This is a genomic window from Pseudomonas sp. S30 (assembly GCF_016518545.1).
GTDB lineage: Bacteria > Pseudomonadota > Gammaproteobacteria > Pseudomonadales > Pseudomonadaceae > Aquipseudomonas.
In genome coordinates, this window is the sequence record NZ_JACVTO010000017.1 from 43,037 (window position 1) to 62,240 (window position 19,204).

The 19,204-nt window shown below is 65.3% G+C and carries 11 protein-coding genes; 3 read left to right on the forward strand and 8 right to left on the reverse strand.

What is annotated here, in order from left to right:
- Positions 1 to 29 precede the first annotated feature (29 nt).
- From IAE34_RS18170 to betI, 4 genes are all read right to left on the reverse strand, one after another.
- On the reverse strand, positions 30 to 1,772 hold the full coding sequence (locus tag IAE34_RS18170) for a potassium/proton antiporter (RefSeq protein ID WP_200140362.1): 1,743 nt from the start codon (positions 1,770 to 1,772) through the stop codon (positions 30 to 32).
- Positions 1,773 to 2,008: 236 nt separating this feature from the next.
- A complete protein-coding gene (gene betA / locus IAE34_RS18175) occupies positions 2,009 to 3,700 on the reverse strand; it encodes a choline dehydrogenase (RefSeq protein ID WP_200140363.1) in 1,692 nt (563 codons plus the stop codon).
- 158 nt (positions 3,701 to 3,858) lie between these two features.
- On the reverse strand, positions 3,859 to 5,331 hold the full coding sequence (betB, locus tag IAE34_RS18180) for a betaine-aldehyde dehydrogenase (RefSeq protein WP_200140364.1): 1,473 nt from the start codon (positions 5,329 to 5,331) through the stop codon (positions 3,859 to 3,861).
- 30 nt (positions 5,332 to 5,361) lie between these two features.
- Complete coding sequence (gene betI / locus IAE34_RS18185; protein ID WP_200140365.1) at positions 5,362 to 6,021, reverse strand: transcriptional regulator BetI; 660 nt, start codon at positions 6,019 to 6,021, stop codon at positions 5,362 to 5,364.
- 481 nt (positions 6,022 to 6,502) lie between these two features.
- On the opposite strand from betI, the gene IAE34_RS18190 reads away from it, so the two are divergent.
- Together IAE34_RS18190 and IAE34_RS18195 are read left to right on the forward strand one after the other, a co-directional pair.
- On the forward strand, positions 6,503 to 8,506 hold the full coding sequence (locus IAE34_RS18190; protein ID WP_200140366.1) for a BCCT family transporter: 2,004 nt from the start codon (positions 6,503 to 6,505) through the stop codon (positions 8,504 to 8,506).
- A gap of 116 nt (positions 8,507 to 8,622) precedes the next feature.
- Entirely contained in the window at positions 8,623 to 13,278 is a 4,656-nt protein-coding gene (locus IAE34_RS18195; RefSeq protein WP_200140367.1) for a dermonecrotic toxin domain-containing protein, read from the forward strand.
- Between the two features lie 6 nt (positions 13,279 to 13,284).
- Here the strand turns inward: IAE34_RS18195 and IAE34_RS18200 are convergent, their stop codons facing one another.
- From IAE34_RS18200 to IAE34_RS18210, 3 genes are all read right to left on the reverse strand, one after another.
- Positions 13,285 to 14,058 carry a divergent polysaccharide deacetylase family protein gene (locus IAE34_RS18200; RefSeq protein WP_200140368.1) on the reverse strand — a complete coding sequence of 258 codons (774 nt, stop codon included), beginning with the start codon at positions 14,056 to 14,058 and terminating at the stop codon, positions 13,285 to 13,287.
- Entirely contained in the window at positions 14,058 to 15,383 is a 1,326-nt protein-coding gene (locus IAE34_RS18205) for a S41 family peptidase (protein ID WP_200140369.1), read from the reverse strand. Before IAE34_RS18205 ends, IAE34_RS18200 begins: the two co-directional genes overlap by 1 nt.
- An 85-nt stretch (positions 15,384 to 15,468) precedes the next feature.
- Entirely contained in the window at positions 15,469 to 16,770 is a 1,302-nt protein-coding gene (locus tag IAE34_RS18210) for a murein hydrolase activator EnvC family protein (RefSeq protein WP_200140370.1), read from the reverse strand.
- A gap of 246 nt (positions 16,771 to 17,016) precedes the next feature.
- Between IAE34_RS18210 and IAE34_RS18215 the strand changes: the two genes are divergently transcribed.
- On the forward strand, positions 17,017 to 17,514 hold the full coding sequence (locus IAE34_RS18215; protein ID WP_200140371.1) for a sn-glycerol-3-phosphate transporter: 498 nt from the start codon (positions 17,017 to 17,019) through the stop codon (positions 17,512 to 17,514).
- Positions 17,515 to 17,580: 66 nt separating this feature from the next.
- Here the strand turns inward: IAE34_RS18215 and gpmI are convergent, their stop codons facing one another.
- Positions 17,581 to 19,116, reverse strand: a complete 1,536-nt coding sequence (gpmI, locus tag IAE34_RS18220; RefSeq protein ID WP_200140372.1) for a 2,3-bisphosphoglycerate-independent phosphoglycerate mutase — start codon at positions 19,114 to 19,116, stop codon at positions 17,581 to 17,583.
- Positions 19,117 to 19,204 lie beyond the last annotated feature (88 nt).

Below are 19,204 nucleotides of genomic sequence, written 5' to 3' on the forward strand. Positions count from 1 at the left end.
CTACTGGCGAAAAGGGCACGGATCGAAGTTTAGAGGAACAGCCCGGGGCCGGGACGCGTTCCTTCGGGGAATCTGACGCCCACTTTCTGGATCTTGTTCCCGTCCATGGTCGCGATGGTCCAGATCGTGCCGTGCCACTCGACCTGGTCGCCCACGATAGGCGCGCCGCCGACCTTCTGTCGAATGAATTGTGCCAGCGGCGTGCGGGCGTCCAGGCCATCGAGCTGCAGGCCGTAGAGTGCGGCCACTGCGCCCAGTTCGGCGTCGCCTTCGAGCACGAAATCGCCGAAGAAGCGCAGGTCCAGGCCGCGCTGGGGCGCCTGGCTGAACAGTTTGCCCAGGGCCGGCAGGTCATGTTCGTGGCCGATCACGCAGAGCATGTCGCCCACTTCCAGCACGGTGCTGCCGGTGGGGTGCAGCAGTTGTTCGCTGCGAAACAGTGCCGCGATCCGCGTGCCTTCGGGCATCTTCAACTCGCGCAGGGGCGAGCCGATGCACCACTTTTCCGCGCCCAGGCGGTAGACGAACAGCTCCCACTCGCTGGTGACGTGCACTTCCAGGGCCGAACGCGAGATCGGCGCAGGATCGGGCGGCACGGTGACCTTCAGCAGCTTGGCCATCCACGGCAGGCTGGTGCCCTGCACCAGCAGCGAGATGAGCACGATGAAGAACGCCAGGTTGAAGAACAGCTGCGCGTCCGGCAGCCCGGCCATCAGCGGGAACACCGCGAGGATGATCGGTACCGCCCCGCGCAATCCCACCCAGGAGATGAAGCCTTTCTCGCGGCCATGGAAGGCCTTGAACGGCAGCAGTGCGGCGACCACCGACAGTGGCCGCGCCACCAGGATCATCCACAGCGCCAGGCCAAGGGCCGGTAGGGCGATGGGCAGCAGGTCGTGCGGCGTGACCAGCAGGCCGAGCACCAGGAACATGCCGATCTGCGCCAGCCAGGCCATACCGTCGAGCATGTGCAGGATCCCGTGGCGGCTGCGGATCGGCCTGTTGCCCAGCACCAGCCCGCACAGGTACACGGCGAGGAAGCCGCTGCCGTGCAGGGCGTTGGTCAGCGAGAACACCACCAGGCCACCGGCGACCACCAGGATCGGGTAGAGCCCGCCGGCCAGGTGGATGCGGTTGACCAATTGCAGCATCAGCCAGCCGCCGCCCAGGCCGAGCAGGCCACCGATGCCGAACTCGCGCAGCAGGTGGGTCAGCAGGCTCCAGTGCAGGCCGGTCTGGCCGCTGGCGATCATGTCGATCAGGGTGACGGTGAGAAATACCGCCATCGGGTCATTGCTGCCGGACTCGATTTCCAGCGTGGCCGTGACCCGCTCGTTCAGGCCTTTGCCGCCTAGCAGCGAGAACACCGCGGCAGCATCGGTGGAGCCGACGATGGCGCCGATCAGCAGGCCCTGGATCAGGCTGAGGTCGAACAGCCAGGCGGCGACCATCCCCGTCAGCGCGGTGGTGATCAGCACCCCTACCGTGGCCAGCGACAAGGCCGGCCACAACGCTACGCGAAAGCTCGCCACCCGCGTGCGCAGACCGCCATCGAGCAGGATCACCGCCAGCGCCAGGTTGCCTACCAGGTAGGCGGTGGGATAGTTGTTGAAGACGATGCCGCCACCGTCCACGCCGGCGACCATGCCGACCGCGAGGATGATGACCAGGATCGGGATGCCCAGGCGTGAAGACAGGGAGCTGACCAGGATGCTCGCGCCCACCAGCAGTGCGCCGATCAGGAACAGGCTGTTGATGGTACTGGCATCCAAGGGCGGGTACTCCGGGACTCGCGGGGGAAGAAGACGTGGTAGTGCTGGAGAGAACTAGCAGGTCGCGTGCCAATCGATTCTAACCCGATGAATTGGCAGGCTGTAAAGGGTTTGTGCGCGCCAGCGCAGGGGGCGGGGCGGCTGCAAAGGCTGTCGGGGCAGGGGCCGGTAGTGCCGGCCTCCGCGGATGAATCCGTGCCTGCCAGGGCCGATGCGAGCGGCCCCGGCAGGGTCCATCAGGCCGGGTTGACCTCGCGCAGCGCCTTGCCCTTGACCGGTGCATCGCCGGCCACATAGTAGTCGGCGGTGCTGCGCGGCAGGGGTTGGTGGCCGCGGATGCGGTCGGAGATCTTCTCGGCGATCATGATCGTGGTGGCGTTGAGGTTACCGGTGATGATCACCGGCATGATCGAAGCATCCACCACGCGCAGGCCCTGCATGCCATGCACACGACCTTCGCCGTCGACCACCGCCATGTCGTCGGTGCCCATCTTGCACGAGCAGGACGGGTGGTAGGCGGTTTCGGCGTGCTCGCGGATGAATTTGTCCAGTTGCTCGTCGGTCTGCACGTGCTCGCCCGGGCTGATCTCACGGCCACGGTAAGGGTCCAGCGCCGGTTGCGCCATGATTTCGCGGGTCAGGCGGATACCGTCACGGAACTCCTGCCAGTCCTGCTCGGTGGCCATGTAGTTGAACAGGATGCTCGGGTGCTGGCGTGGGTCCTTGGACTTGGCCTGGACGCGACCGCGGCTCGGCGAGCGCATCGAACCCATGTGCGCCTGGAAGCCATGCTCCTGTACGCCTTTGGAACCGTTGTAATTGATGGCCACCGGCAGGAAGTGATACTGGATGTTCGGCCATTCGAACTCAGGTCGCGACCGAATGAAGCCACCGGCCTCGAACTGGTTGCTGGCGCCGATGCCCGTGCCGTTGAACAGCCATTCGGCTCCGATGGCCGGCTGGTTCCACCACAGCAGCGAGGGATACAGCGACACCGGCTGGGTACAGGCGTACTGCAGGTACAGCTCCAGGTGGTCCTGGAGGTTCTCGCCAACGCCCGGCAGGTCGTGGACCACCGGAATGTCCAGGCTTTCGAGCAGCGCGCGCGGGCCCACCCCGGAACGTTGCAGCAGTTGCGGCGAAGCGATGGCGCCGGAGCTGACGATCACTTCCTTGCGCGCGCGGGCTTCGACACGTTCTTCGCTGTCGCCGACCAGATAGGTCACGCCCACGGCGCGCTTGCCCTCGAACAGGATGCGATCGCTCAGGGCATGGGTGACGATGGTCAGGTTCGAGCGCTTCTTGGCTTCGTCCAGGTAGCCGCGCGCGGTACTGGCGCGACGGCCATTCTTGGTCACGGTGCGGTCCATCGGACCGAAGCCTTCCTGCTGGTAGCCGTTGAGGTCTTCGGTGCGCGGGTAGCCGGCCTGCACGCCGGCTTCGACCATGGCGGCGAACAGCGGGTTGTTGCCGGCCTTGGGCGTGGTGACGCTGACCGGGCCTTCGCCGCCGTGGTAGTCGTTAGGGCCGATGTCACGGGTTTCGGCCTTGCGGAAGTAGGGCAGGCAGTCCAGGTAGGTCCAGTCTTCGAGCCCTGGGAGCTTGGCCCAGCCGTCGAAGTCCAGGGCGTTGCCACGGATGTAGCACATGCCGTTGATCAGCGACGAGCCACCCAGGCCCTTGCCGCGACCACACTCCATGCGCCGGCCGTCCATGTGCGGCTCGGGGTCGGTCTCGTACGCCCAGTTGTAGCGCTTGCCCTGCAGCGGGAAAGCCAGCGCGGCCGGCATCTGGGTGCGGAAATCGAAGCGGTAGTCGGGGCCGCCGGCTTCGAGCAGCAGCACCGAGACACTGGCGTCTTCGGTCAGGCGGGTGGCCAGGGTATTACCGGCCGAGCCGGCACCAACGATGATGTAATCATATTCCATGGGGCTTCCTCCGGAAGCGGCTGCAAGCTACGGGCTGCGATCGAGCGCAGTCGAGCGAGGCTTGCAAGATGGATGTGACCTGCAAGGGCCGGTGGCGCAAGGCCGACCGGCACGTTCTTGCAGCTTGAGGACGGGAACCCGAGGCTGCGATCGATCGATCAGAAGACCGACGCGTAGCCGCCCAGTTCGACCTGAACCGACTTGATGCGCGTGTACTGGGCCAGGGAACTGATGCCATTCTCGCGGCCCACGCCCGATTGCTTGTAGCCACCGACCGGCATTTCGGCCGGCGACTCGCCCCAGGCGTTGATCCAGCAGATACCGGCTTCGAGCTGGTGAATCATGCGGTGAGCGCGGGTGAGGTCGTTGGTGCACACGCCGGCGGCCAGGCCGTAGTCGGTGTCGTTGGCGCGGCGAATGGCCTCTTCTTCGGTGTCGTAGGCGAGGATGCTCATCACCGGGCCGAAGATCTCTTCCTTGACGATGGTCATGTCGTCGCGGCAGTCGGTGAACACGGTCGGTGCGACGAAGGCGCCCTTGCCCAGCACGCCGTCGGTCAGGCGCTCACCCCCGCACAGTAGACGAGCCCCTTCTTCCTTGCCCTTGGCAATGTAGCCGAGCACGCTTTCCATGTGGGCGAAGCTGACCAGCGGGCCGAAGTTGGTGTTTTCGTCTTCCGGGTTACCGACGCGGATACGTGCCACGCGCTCGAGAATCTTGGCCTCGAACGCCTGCTTCAGCGAAGCGGGAACGAAAACGCGGGTGCCGTTGGTGCAGACCTGACCGGAGCTGTAGAAGTTGGCCATCATGGCGATGTCGGCGGCCTTGTCCAGGTCGGCGTCGTCGCAGATGATCAGCGGCGACTTGCCGCCCAGCTCCATGGTCACTTCCTTGAGCGAGGAGCTCGAGGCGCTGGCCATGACTTTCTTGCCGGTGGTGGTGCCGCCGGTGAAGGAGACCTTCTCGATGCGCGGGTGCTCGGTGAGCCAGGTGCCGACTTCACGGCCGCTGCCGGTGAGCACGTTGAACACGCCGTCCGGCAGGCCGGCCTCGGTGTAGATCTCGGCCAGCTTGAGGGTGGTCAGCGAAGTGACTTCCGACGGTTTGAAGATCATCGCGTTGCCCGCGGCCAGGGCCGGGGCGGATTTCCACAGGGCGATCTGGATCGGGTAGTTCCAGGCGCCGATGCCGGCGGTCACGCCCAGCGGCTCGCGGCGGGTGTAGACGAAGGACGATTCGCGCAGCGGAATCTGCTCGCCTTCGATGGCGGGCACCAGGCCTGCATAGTATTCGAGCACGTCGGCACCGGTGACGATGTCCACGTAGCGGGTTTCGGAGTACGACTTGCCGGTGTCCAGGGTTTCCAGCATGGCCAGTTCGTCGTTGCGTTCGCGCAGGATGTCCACGGCGCGGCGCAGGATGCGCGAGCGCTGCATGGCGGTCATCGCGGCCCAGACCTTCTGGCCCCGCTCGGCGCTCTGGACGGCGCGCTCGACGTCGGCTTCGGTGGCGCGCTGGACGTGGGCGAGCACTTCGCCGGTAGCCGGGTTGACGGCTTCGAAGGTGGCATCGCTGCCGGCGTCGACATAACCGCCGTCGATGTAGAGTTTTTGCGTTCCGAAACGGGCCATAGAATCCTCGCAAGTGCAGTGTGTGGGTGGCTAGCCGCCTCGCATGCCTGCCTTCAGGGCCAGGGTCGCCGGCGGTTCTTCAGCAGCCTGGGGTGGCAGGTTGTGCTGTTTGGCCAGTTGTAGATCCATGTATTCGCAGGCGATGCGTATCGCCTGTTCCGTGTCGAACCCATCGCCCGACAGCGCGCCGCGCAGCCACAGACCATCGATCAGGGCCGCCAGGCCGCGTGCTGCCTTGCGCGCATGGTAGAGCGGCAGGACACGGCGAAACTGACAACACAGGTTGGAGTACAGGCGGTGGTCATTTATCCGCTGCAACCTGTGCAAGGACGGTTGGTGCATGCTCGAGGCCCAGAACGCCAGCCAGGTCTTCATGGCCGGTCCGTTGACCTGGCTGGCATCGAAGTTGCCCTCGATGATGGCCAGCAGGTGGGCCCGTGGTGTGTCTTCCTGCAGCGCCTCGCGGCGCACGTTGACGCCTTCGCCGAGCATCTTCATGACATAGCTCATGGTCGCTGCGATCAGGCCGTTCTTGTCCTGAAAGTAGTGACTGATGATGCCGTTCGACACGCCGGCCAAACGCGCGATCAGCGCAATGCTGGCGTCTCCCAGTCCTACCTGATCGACCGCTTGCAGGGTGGCTTCGATCAACTGCTGGCGGCGAATGGGTTGCATACCGACCTTGGGCATCGTGCTTTCTCCTCAGGCCTGCCAGTGGACGACACGCATCCGACTCGGCGAGGGCCAGTCTATTTTGTTTTGATTGAACGTTCAATCAATAAAGAATAAGCTCTGCGACAATTTGTGCCATTGACAGCATTTCAGGCGGTCGATGCGACACGGATTGGCACCCCGGAAAATCGTGCAAACCCTCCGCGAATACAGGGCGTTGAGCGGCATGAGCGGTGCAGTGACAGATTCGGCCGAGCGGTCCTGGACCGTGCGGCAGGCCTCTGGAGCGGGTCGGGCGAGCTGCGACACGGACGCGCATCCACAGCGGATGATCGCGCCGATACCGGGCTCGCCACTCTGTTTTGCTGCAGTGATTCGGTTCGGGTTCACGATTTCCAAGGTGCTTTTATAACACCTGAAGCAGTAGGGGGATTCCACCGATTGCTCGGGACAAGACTGTATTAGCCTCCACCGCTGCACTGCCCGGAGCATTCGTGCAATGAGTTCTGCCTCCCTGACAAAGCCCCCCGCCGAGAGGGTTCGGGTCAACCGCGTGGTGTTCTACACCTCTGCGCTGCTGATCCTCGCGTTGACTGCCTTGCTGATCGCCGTACCCGAAACCGCGGGCCAGGTGCTGGGTGTCGCCCAGAACTGGCTGACGCGTACCTTCGGCTGGTACTACATGCTGGTGATCTGTGGTTACCTGATGTTCGTGGTCTATCTGGCCTTTTCCGACTACGGCAAGCTCAAGCTGGGCGGCAAGGACGATCAGCCCGACTTCAGCTACGGCGCCTGGGCCGGCATGCTGTTCTCCTCCGGTATCGGTATTTCCCTGCTGTACTTCGGTGCCTCCGAGCCGCTGGACCACTATTTCAATCCGCCCGAAGGCACCCCGGCGAGCCTGGAGGCTGCGCGCCAGGGCCTGCAACTGACCTTCCTGCACTGGGGCCTGCACGGCTGGGCCATCTATGCCCTGGTGGGCCTGGCCGTCGGCTACTTCGCCTACCGTCACAACCAGCCCCTGGCACTGCGCTCGGCGCTGTACCCGCTGGTGGGCGAGCGCTGGGTCAAGGGCGCGGCCGGCAATGCAGTGGACATCTTCGGCATGTTCGTCACCCTGCTGGGCCTGGTGACCAACCTGGGCATCGGCTCGATGCAGGTGGCTTCGGGCCTGGAATACCTGTTCGGCATGGACCACAGCAAGACCAACCTGCTGGTGGTGATCCTGGTGATGGCCGGGGTGGCCACGGTGGCGGCGGTGTCGGGTGTGGAGAACGGCATCCGCCGCCTGTCCAACCTGAACATCGCACTGTTCAGCGGCCTGCTGATCTTCGTGCTGCTGGGCGGGCAGACCCTGCACCTGCTCAATGGCTTCGTGCAGAACGTGGGCGACTACCTCAACGGGCTGGTGCTCAAGACCTTCGACCTCTATGTGTACGAGGGCGAGGCGGGCAAGTCCGAGCGCTGGCTGGGCCTGTGGACGGTGTTCTACTGGGCCTGGTGGATTTCCTGGGGCCCGTTCGTCGGCATGTTCATCGCGCGCATCTCCAAGGGCCGCACGGTGCGCCAACTGGTCAGCGGCGTGCTGCTGATCCCGCTGGGCTTCACCCTGGCGTGGCTGTCGATCTTCGGCAACACGGCCCTGGACCTGGTGATCAACCACGGTGCCGTGGAACTGGGCAAGACTGCGCTGGAGCAGCCGTCGATGTCCATCTACCAGCTGCTGGAGTACTTCCCCGCCGCCAAGATCGTCATCGGCGTGGCGGTGTTCGTCGGCTTCGTGCTGTTCCTCACGCCGGCCGACTCAGGGGCGGTGATGATGGCCAATCTTTCATGCACCGGCGGGCAGGTGGATGAAGATGCGCCGCACTGGATGGTGGTGTTCTGGTCGGTGATTATCACCCTGGTGACGGTAGGACTGCTGTTCGCCGGCAACTTCGAGGCGATGCAGACCATGGTGGTGTTGGCCGGGCTGCCGTTCTCGGTGGTGCTGGTGCTGTTCATGTTCGGGCTGTACAAGGCCATGAAGCAGGACGTGGCGATCGAGCAGGAGCGCGCGGAACTGGCCGCCCGTGGCCGACGTGGTTTCAGCGAGCGCCTGACCCAGCTCGAACTGCAACCCACCCAGGCAGTGGTGCAGCGCTTCATGGACCGCTACGTCAGCCCGGCACTCAGGGAAGCGGCCGAACACTTGCGCGCGCTGGGCTTCGAGGTCGAAACCCGGGTGGGCCAGTCGCGCGACATGATGGGCGTGCGGGTGATGATGGAAGAGGGTAATCCGTTCGTCTACGAAGTCAGCCTGGACGGTTATCAGGCTGCACCGAGCGAAGCGGCGGCCGACGACGAGTCGCTGGTGCGTCAGCGCTTCTACCGTGCGGAGGTATACCTGCACGACGGCAGCCAGGAATACGACCTGATGGGCTTCACCCCCGAGCAGATCGTGCGCGACGTGCTGGATCAGTTCGAGAGCCATCGCCAGGTGCTGGGGCGGGTCTACAGCTGATCAATCACGGGGCTGCGGCGCTGATCGGCGCCGTGGCCCTGGTCGAGCGATAAATAAGCCACCTCGGAGCGGTAGGGTCGCTAGGGTCGAGGCTCGTTCTTCAGCGAGACATCGCCATGACCGCCATCGCCGCCGCCTCCCCCGATTTCGCGTCTCTGGTGAGCGCCCAGTTCGCCAGCCGCCCCACGCTGCGCCAGGTGCTCAGCCGCCAGATCCTGCAGGTGTTGATCGACCAGTACCCGCTGATCGCCATCCACCGTCCCGAGCTGGTCGACGCCGACCGGATCAACCTGGCCTTGCCGACGGCCGACGGTCAGCGCATCGACCTGCGGCCGCTGGTCGATGTCATGTTGCACGCGCACCTGCGGGGCCATCTGCTGTCTTCGGCGACCACCGCTCCGTTCCTGCCTTACCTGATGCTCGGGCAGAAACGCTTTTTCGCCATCGACGACCCGTTCGAAACGACCGAGGGTGACCTGATCGAACTGCAGCGCTTGATCGCCCCCCTCAGCGACCTGCTGCTGACGCTGGAGGCGCATTTCGATCAGGCCCAGATCGACTACTGGCGGGCGCCGGGGGACCTGGGCGCCAGCCGTGATCGTTGCCTGCAATTGGCGATCCGCAGCGCACTGCTTCACAACCTCGCGCTGCAGCGCCTGGACGAGCGGCAACGATCCTGCCTGCTGGGGTTGCTGTCAGGTGATGGGCAGCAGTCCTCGGTGTTCTTCCTGGAAATCGAACTGCAGCGCAACGCTGAGGTGTACCGCGAGTTCCTCACCGATCTGTTCTTCATCGGGCAGTGGGACGAGGCCGACGTGATCCTGTGGTGCAGGCCGTGCGGGGTGGTGTGGGCGTTCGACGACGATGAGTCCCTGCTCGATGCACTGGCGGCCGATTACCTGTACCTGTCCGATTACCAGGCATTGAGCTGCCATCGTCACGAACTCGAGGGCGACCCGTTCGTGCAACTGACGGCCTTGATGCAGGAGCAGCTGCTACAGCGTGTGCACATGGCCTGGTCCCGGCCGCCAGACAGCGTCGAGGCGCTGGAGCGCATCAGCCTGGCGCTGACCGACCCGGCACACTGGTTCATTCCAGGCTACAGGGTCCAGGCCCAGGTGGCAGGTACCCTGCCAGCCAGATGGTCTGGCCTGGACGCCCAGGACAGCTTCGCCTGCCAGTCGGCGCTTTTCCAGCTGGCGTTGGCCCAGGCCCAGTCGGACGGAACCTCGGCGCTGGACGACGTGCTCGACCTGCACAGCTACGCCAGCGCCCAGTTGCGCGAACAACTGCTGATCGACCACCCCATAGACGCCAATTACTTCCCAGACGACCTGCTACTGGAGCTTACCCACGCCTGGGGTGTGCCGGGCGGTGCCGGGGCAGGACCTGGCGATGGCACGCTGGAAAAACGCACCGTCACCTTGACCCAGTTCGCCATCGATAATCTGGCGTCGCTGCACGGTGCCACGATCACGGCAATCACCCACCGAAGCGGCCAGCTGATCATGGCGTGGCTGACGGCCGACTATGTCAAGGCACTGGTCGAGCGCGTCGACATCGGTGGCGACTATCCGCGTTATGTCGCGGCCCAGCTGGATGATCCCGCCGGGTACGGACAGCGAGCCGAGCGCTTCGCCCGGCAATGGCGTTCGGCGTTTCTGGCCAGCGCGCTACAGGCCAGGCTGGAACATCAGTTGACGGAGCCGAATCTGCAGGCTGTAGCCGACTACTGTGGCGGGCGCCTGGATACCCAGTTGCCGTCGAGCATGCTGATGCCGTTCGCGCTCAGGCGTGAGCCGGGCAGCGAGTCCTATGACCAGGTGATGGGCATGTATGTGCTGTACGTGGTCCAGACCCACAGCGTGGTCCTCTATCGACCGCTGTACGCCCAGGCGCCAGTGCGTGAGTTCGCCACTATCGACGCGATGATGGCGGCGGTGCGCGAGGAGGCCGACCTGCAGCGCAGCCTGCTCGACTGGCTGCCCGCCGAGGCACGCAAGGTCTATGACCATGGCGGCTTCGCCGAGCCGCACCTGGGCAGGCCCATCCTGGATACCCAGCTGCTGCCCGAGCCGGTCGAACCCGTACGGTTCTGGGCCCGCTTCTGGCGCACCGAAGTGGATGCGCAGCTTTACCAGGCCAACCGAGATCTGTTGGTGGAACTGGGCGAGCGCGAGTCCCTGTCCACTGCCGAGAGTCGCTGGGCACTGCTGGTCGAGGGCGCCTGGCTGCTGTTCGACGTCGCCAGCCTGGTGGTGCGCGGTCCGGTGGCTCAGGTACTGTGGTTGGTGCAGATGTTCAATGCGGCTTCTGCCGACGTGCGAGCCATCGTCGAGGGCAGCGCGTTCGAGCGCTCCGCCGCCGTGGTCGACATGCTGATGAACCTGGTGATGGCACTGGCCCATGCGCGGACACCTTCGATCCCCTTGGTCGCGATCGAGCGTCCGCCTGAGCTGGGCCTGCTGGAGCCGACCCGTGGGTCGCTGTCGGTGCCGACGGCACGGCCGCAGATCGCTAGCCAAGGCAAGGTGTACCTGTCCGGGGCCTTGGTCAAGGCCGATGCGCTGCTGGACTTTTCCTTCACCGGCAGCGACGGCTTCAATCGCTTGCCTGCGCAACGGCTGCGCGACCTCGAGGCCCTGCGCAGCGCCAAGGTCCTCCAGCCTCAGGCATTGGTCGAGCGCGGCGCCGCGGCCGGGCTCTACCTGATCGAGGGCGAACACTACGTGGGGCTGCGTGGCGATGCCTACCGAATCGCGATCAGCGAGGAGGGTGTGCGGGTCGTGGGTGCCGACGGGCGTCTGGGGCCTTGGCTGGAGCGTGACGCGTCGGGGTGGCGCATCGATGTAGGGCAACGCCTGCGTGGCGGTATGCCCAAGAGTCGTATCGCCCTCAAGCGCGAGCAGAACCTCGCCGAAGAGGCGCGGATCAGGGCGGAGGATGCGCGTCTGACGGGTATTCGCAATGGTCTGGGCCAGCGGCTGGACAAGCATCTGGCCGAGGAGGACAAGAGCCATGCCAAGATCGAGGAATTGCAGGCCCTGGGATCGCTGGACGAACGCCAGCGCGAGTTGCTGGACCTGCACCTGCAGATCAGGAGAGCGCAGCGCAACGTGCTGGCCAAGGACCTCAAGGACCTGATCGAGCATAACCTGCAGCACGATGCACTGCTGCGCGAGCTTGGCGCGGTCAAGCTGTCCAGTGAGGTCATGGTCGATGCCTTGTCGCACCAGCGCAGTATTCTGACCCAGGGCGTGATCGCCGCGTGCGAGCAGCGCTACAACCTCCTGGCGACCCTGATCAACGAAGAGGATATCGACGTCCAGCGACGAGCCATTGCGATCTTTCCAGAGACGGACGCGGAGCAGCAGCAGTACCAGCGTCTGGTCGCCTCCCTGGAACGGGTGGAAAAGCTGGGCGAGGAACTGGTCGAGCTGGCCGTGCGTTTCGATGGGTTGCTCGAGCGCACCATCAAGGATGACGTGATCGTCTACCGCGATGAGCAGGATCGTCCGATCAACAAGCGTCACGAGTTGGACAAGGTCATCGAGCTGCGCCGCCATAACGCCATCGATGTCGAGATGCGCTTGCTGGAGGACCTCGGCGAGTTGTGCCTGGACCGCCTGAAAGGTCCGACCGAGGAAGACATCGCGCGTCTGGACGAGATGCTGGTGAGCGACGCTCTGCGCAGTGCCGGTAGCGCCCATGGCGAACTGGCCAGCAGCGATCTGTCCGAGGAGGAGCGCGTGGCGGTGCTCAACGACGTGATCGAAGCCTACGAGGAAACCATTGGCAGTGCCGAATACCTGGCGGCCGTCAAGCCTGCCGCCATTCGCCAGGACAAGCTGCAGCGTTTTCTGGGGAGTGTGCGCCGGCTCAAGGCCCTGGCCAGTGCCGACATGAATGCCAGTGTGCGAGAGATCGAACTGGCCGAGCCGGCGCCGAGGCGCACACCGGTGTACGCGCCCCGAGGCGGCATCCGTCGGGTCGTCAGGACCCAGCGCGGGCGCAACGTGGTCGGCGTCGAGTCCACCGGAGCCGACGGCGAAGCCGTACTGGAGCAGAAGGACAGCCACGACAACGTCCTGCGCACTTTCCGTCGGCAGGCCAGCCAGTGGCAGGAGGTCGACGACCGACGTGAAGAGGGACCCTCTCCTGCGCCTTCACCCCAACCCTCGGTCGTTCGCTCGCGCATGAAGAAGCTGTTGGGCGAAGTCCAGCCGACCATCGCCATCGCCAAGCGCTTCTTCGCCAACGACGAGCCCCTGGGGCTCTCCACCGTCATCGATCTGCATTCGAAGGATCTGCAGCGCGGGCTCGCGTCGTTGCCGCGCAGTGGGCGGGACGCCGAGTTGGTCGAGCAGGCCAACAGGGCCGTCGAGTTGCTCGAGTCGAGCAAGCGCGAGCTGCTCACGGTTCATTACCTGAGGACCCAGACACCGACCCTCAACGCATTGCGGTACCTGCATGGCATCGGCGAGATCAGCATCGCGCGCAGCGAGCGTCGCATTCGCCTGGCGGCCAGCGACTTTCTCGACACCTACGAAATCCGGCAGGCCAGTGGCAAAAAGCTCTGGGAGGCACATTTCCACTATCTGGCCGAGGATACGCCGGATCGCGATTTCGCCAAGGGTCACCTCAAGCTGTGGGAGCAGCGCAAATTGGGCCAGCAGGCGCAGGTGCGTGCTGCCCGGCGCAGTCAGGTGCTGAAGATCTACCGGGGGCAACTGCGCAAAGGCGATGTCGAGGGCATCATCCCGTTCGAGTGAGCGCCGTCAGCGGTTGCTGTAGCGGCCGTGGCGACCGTGGGCGGGCATGGCCTGGTTGCTGCGTTCGGCGATCATCTGGTGCAGGCCGATCAGGGTGATGCCCTGGGCGGCCAGGCGCGGTATCTCGCGCTCGAGCACTTGCAGGGTTTGCGGGTAGGGATGGCCGATCAGCACTGCCGAGCCTTGCCTGCGGGCAAGCTCCACGCCTTTGTGCAATTGTTCGGCGATGGCCTCGGGCGTGCGCACGTCGTCGAGGAATACATCCCGCGAAACGTTGGCCAGCCCGACTTCCTGCGCCTTGGCCGCCGCCACCGTGGCGGCGCTGGTGCGGCTGTCGACGAAGAACAGGTCGCGGCGCTGCAGCTCGGCCATCAGCCAGGCCATCGCTTCGGGCTGCGCGGTCATGCGGCTGCCCATGTGGTTGTTGACACCGGCGGCGAACGGCACCTTGAGCAGGGCGGCGTCCAGGCGCCGGGCCAGTTCTTCGAGGGGCAGGCCGGGGTGCCAGGCGTAGGGGCCGGTGGCCGGGTCCATGGGCATGTGCAGGATCACCGTGCGGCCAGCCTTGTGGGCCTGCCGGGCGAAGTCGCTGGCGTGGGGCGTGTCGGGCATGACCGCCAGGGTGACCGGCCCTGGCAGGGCGAGCGTGCGGCTGTCGCGCTCGCTGTTCTGCCCGAGGTCATCGATGATGATGCTCATGTACGCTTTGGTCGACGCCGCGTGGGCAGCGCCGGCCAGCAGGCACAGCAGGGTCAGCGCGAGCGTGCGGATGACCGCCATCAGTCGCCCTTGGTGATGTTCAGGCCCTTGAGCAGGCTCAGTGCCTGGCTGAGCTGGAAGTCGTCGTCCTGGGGCCGTTCGGTGCGCTTGCTGCTGCCCGTCGGGCGATCGGCGCCGCCGTTGCCGTTGCCCAGGTGACCCTGCAGGTCGGCTTCCTTGAAATTGTCGGTGTCGGCTTCGGCGGTGAGCTTGGCCTGGCGCACCTCGATGTCCGGAACGATACCCTGGGCCTGGATCGAACGGCCATTGGGCGTGAAGTACAGCGCGGTGGTGAGCTTGAGCGCACGGTCGTTGGTCAGCGGCAGCACGGTCTGTACCGAGCCCTTGCCGAAGCTGTCGGTGCCCATCAGCACGCCGCGCTTCTGGTCCTGCAGGGCGCCGGCGACGATTTCCGAGGCCGAGGCGCTGCCGCCATTGATCAGCACCACCAGTGGCACGCCCTCGCTGGCGTCGGCCGGATCGGCGCTGAAGCGCAGCTCGGAGTTGGCGATACGGCCCTTGGTGTAGACGATCAGGCCCTTGGTGAGGAAGTGGTCGGCCACTTCCACGGCCGCCTGCAGCACGCCACCGGGGTTGTTGCGCAGGTCCAGCACCAGGCCGCGCAGCTTCTTGCCGTTGTCCTTGCGCAGCTTGGCCAGGGCCTTGCCCACTTCCTCGCCGGTCTTGACCTGGAACTGGGTGATGCGGATATAGCCATAGCCGCTTTCCAGCAACTGGCTCTTGACGCTCTTGACCTGGATCACGGCGCGGGCCAGGGTCACGTCGAAGGGCGTGCCGCCGTCGCGCACCAGGGTCAGGGTGATTTTCTGGCCGATCTTGCCGCGCATCTTGTCGACGGCCTCGGTCATGGTCTGGCCGCGAGTCGGCGCACCGTTGATCTTGACGATCAGGTCGCCCGCCTCGATGCCCGCGCGTGAAGCCGGCGTGTCGTCGATGGGGGAGACCACCTTGATGAAACCGTCCTCCTGGCCGACCTCGATGCCCAGGCCACCGAACTCGCCGCTGGTGCTCTCCTGAAGCTCCTGGAAGTCTTCCGGACCCAGATAGGCCGAGTGCGGATCGAGGTTGCTGAGCATGCCCTTGATGGCGTTCTCCAGCAGGGTCTTGTCGTCCACCGGCTCGACGTAGGCGGCCTTGATGCGGTCCATGACCTCGGCGAACGTGCGCAGTTCGTCCAGCGGCAGCGGCGCCTTGGCCGTCACCTCGGTGGCCGGCACGGCCGCCGGCTTGGCGGCCTTGACCGGCTCGGCGGCGGTGGCCATGGGCGCACCGACGACCAGGGCGATGGTCAGGGCCAGCTGGGTGAGGCGAGACGAGTGCAGCATGTCGAACGAACTCCTGATCCTGTAGGCGCTCCCGCTGGAGCATCGACGCGGCCCTGGGCGGGCAGCGCCGTGATGTTGTCGATGCCTAGCCTCGGCACCATTGCGCAGGGTCGGTAGGCCGGCCCTGCTGTCGAATCGCGAAGTACAAGCCCGCGCTGTCCTGTCCGCCGCTGTCGCCGACGGTGGAAATGGCCTCACCGGCCTTGACGATGTCCCCGGCACTCTTGAGCAGGCTCTGGTTATGGCCATACAGGCTCAGGTAACCATTGCCGTGGTCGAGAATGACCAGCAGCCCGGCGCCACGCAACCAGTCGGCGAACACCACGCGCCCACCATGCACGGCGTGCACCTGGGTGCCGGCGGCGGCAGCGATCATCACCCCGTCCCACTTGGCCCTGGCATCGCCGCCACGGGTATCGCCGAAGCGTGCCAACAATCGACCGTTGACAGGCCATGGAAGTTTTCCGCGGGCTGCGGAAAAGGCGCCGCCGTAGCTGGCGCCATCGCTGGAAACCAGCGGGCCGAGCACGGTACGGGCCTTCTTCGGTGGCGGCTCGGGCGCTTCGGGCGCCTCGCGGCGAGCATCGGCCAGGGCCTGTTCGCGGCGCCGCTTCTCCTCTTCCTGGCGTGCCAGCAGGGCTTTGCGCCGGGCTTCCTCGGCTTCACGGGCCTGCCGCGCGAGGGTTTCCTCGATGGTCTTGAGCACCTGGGCGAGGTCGGCCTGGTCCTGCTCGCGCGCTTGCAGCTTCTGGTCGCGGGCCTTCAGGTCGCTGTCGAGCTTGGCCAGCACCTGCTGACGCTTGCCGCGCTCGGCTTCGAGTGCCTGGCGACGGGTGTCGAGTTCGCCGCGCTGGGCCAGCAACTGCTCCTGCTGGCCGGAAATCTCCAGCTCCACGTTGGCCAGCTGGCGCAGAGTCTCGTTGAAGGTGCGCAGTTGCTCCAGGCGCGCCTTGCTCAGGTAGTCGTAGTAGGTGAGGGTGCGGGCGAACTTTTCCGGGTTCTGCTGGTTCAGCAGCAGCTTGAGGTATTCCTCGCGACCGCTCTGGTAGGCCGAACGGGCCTGGATGGCGATCAGTCGTTGCTGTTCAGTGCGGGCGGACTGGAGTTTTTTTTTCTCGTGGTCAAGGCGCTCCAGTTCGCCCTCGGTCTTTTTTAGCGCTTGTTGCAACGCCTCCACCTGCTTCTCGAGGTTGCCGATATCGGTCTCGGTGGACTTCAGGTCTTTCTGCACGCCGGCTTTCTCTTCCTGGAGCTTGCCCAGGGTCTTCTTGAGCTCGGCGATGTCCTGGCGAGTGGCGTCCAACTGTTGCTGGGTCTGGGCCCGCTCGTCGGCGACGGCCGGACCTAGCAGGCATGACAGGGCGAGGAATATGAGGGCGCGGCGCATGGATCGGGCGTACCAGGGATGGAGACTGGGCTAGTATGCCCGCCTGGGCCTGCAAAAAAAACGCCTGGCGTCGACCTCGATCGCTCCTGCGTCAGGAAAGACAGGTCCACCGTGAGGTTTTTCCTGGCCGTGTGTCAGAAACCACCTCTTATTGAGGGGGGAGTCGCTTGCTTACCCTTTCAGGCCTGCCGCTTGGCAAAAACCTGTGACTTCTCCATTCCCCTCAAACGTCGTGCGAGACGCTCCATGTCGCTATGCGCCCCCCTGGCCGTGTCAGCCCGCTGGCTGCTGTGCTTCGGCCTGCTCCTGATCGCCATCAGCCCTTCCTCTGCCGCGTCCACCGGGCAGGACAGTTGGTACCTGCAAACCAGTGTCTACACTCGACATTTCAGCCACGACCCGACCCACAACGAACGTCAGGAACTGATCGGCCTGGAGCGCGATCGGGCCGACGGGCTGCTCTACGGCGTGGCCACCTTTCGCAACTCGTTCCGCCAGCGCTCGGTCTACGCGTACGGCGGCAAGGCCTGGGAGCATGAACGCTGGCCGGTCTACGCCAAGCTCAGTGCCGGCCTGCTGCACGGCTATCGCGGCAAGTACCGCGACAAGCTCCCGCTCAATCGCTTCGGCGCGGCACCGGTGATCATTCCCGCGGCAGGTGTGCGGCTGGGGCCGGTGGGCGTTGAGACGGTGCTGCTGGGGGGCAACGCGATGATGGTCAATGTCGGTTACAGGTTTCGCTGAAGGCTGGAGATGCAAAAGCCCGATGCCAGGCATCGGGCTTCGCGGCACTGCTTGCGCTCGCGGCCGTCAGGCGTCGAGCAGGATCGACGTGCCGGTCATTTCCTCAGGCTTCTCCAGGCCCAGCAGCTTGAGCATGGTCGGCGCCACGTCGGCCAGCACGCCACCCTCGCGTACCTTGACCTTGCGTTGGCCGACATAGATGAACGGCACCGGCTCGGTGGTGTGCGCGGTGTGCGCCTGGCCGGTGGATTCGTCTTCCATCTGCTCGACGTTGCCGTGGTCGGCGGTGATCAATGCCTCGCCCCCGACCTTTTCCAGCGCGGTGACGATGCGTCCCACGCAGTTGTCCAGGGCCTCGACCGCCTTGACCGCAGCGTCGAACACGCCGGTGTGGCCGACCATGTCGCCGTTGGCGTAGTTGACCACGATCACGTCGAAGCGCTGCTGCTCGATCGCTTCGACGATGCGGTCGGTGACTTCCGGCGCGCTCATTTCCGGCTGCAGGTCGTAGGTGGCCACCTTCGGCGATGGAATCAGGATGCGCTCTTCGCCTTCGAACGGTTCCTCGCGCCCGCCAGAGAAGAAGAAGGTCACGTGGGCGTACTTCTCGGTTTCGGCGATCCGCAACTGGGTCTTGCCATGCGCGGCCAGGTATTCGCCCAGCACATTGTGCAGGCTGGCCGGGGCGAAGGCCGCCGGGGCCGGGATCTTCGCCGAATACTGGGTAAGGCCGATGTAGGCGGCCACCTTCGGCAGGCGCGCGCGGGGGAACTCGTTGAAGTCGGGCTCGACGAACACCCGCGACAGCTCGCGGGCACGGTCGGCGCGGAAGTTCATGAAGATCACCGCATCGCCGTCTTCGACCCTGACCGCCTCGCCAATGCGCGTGGCCTTGACGAATTCGTCGCTCTCGTCACGGGCGTAGGCCGCTTGCAGGCCCGCCACTGCGGTGTCGGCGCTGTAGTCGGCGGTGCTGTCGACGATGAGGTTGTAGGCCGCGCTGACGCGGTCCCAGCGGTTGTCCCGATCCATGGCGAAATAGCGCCCGATCAGGCTGGCGATGCGTCCCTTGCCCAGCCGGGCGAAGGTCGCATCGAGCAGTTCCAGGGACGACTGGGCGCTGCGCGGTGGCGTGTCGCGGCCATCTAGGAAAGCGTGCAGGTAGATCTTCTCGGCGCCGCGTTGCGCGGCCAGCTCGGCCATGGCGACGATGTGGTCCTGGTGGCTGTGCACACCGCCATCGGACAGCAGGCCGAGCAGGTGCACGGCCTTGCCGGCCGCCACCGCCTTGTCCACCGCGCCGGTGAGCACCGGGTTGTGGAAGAACTCGCCGTCGCGGATGGCCTTGGTGACCCGGGTGAAGTCCTGGTACACCACGCGGCCGGCGCCGAGGTTCATGTGACCGACTTCGGAATTGCCCATCTGCCCGTCCGGCAAGCCCACGTCCATGCCGGAGCCCGAGATCAGACCATGGGGCTGGGTGGCGCGCAGGCGGTCGTAGACCGGCGTGTCGGCGGCGAGGATGGCATTGTATTCGCGGCTTTCGCTGTGACCGAAACCATCCAGGATGATCAGGACCAGGGGCTTGGGGACGTTCGTCATCGATCAAACTCACGGTTGTTCAAAGAGGATAGAAACCCGCATTTTAGGGGAAATCCGCCAGAGGCGGCGAATATTCCTCGGGCCAGGC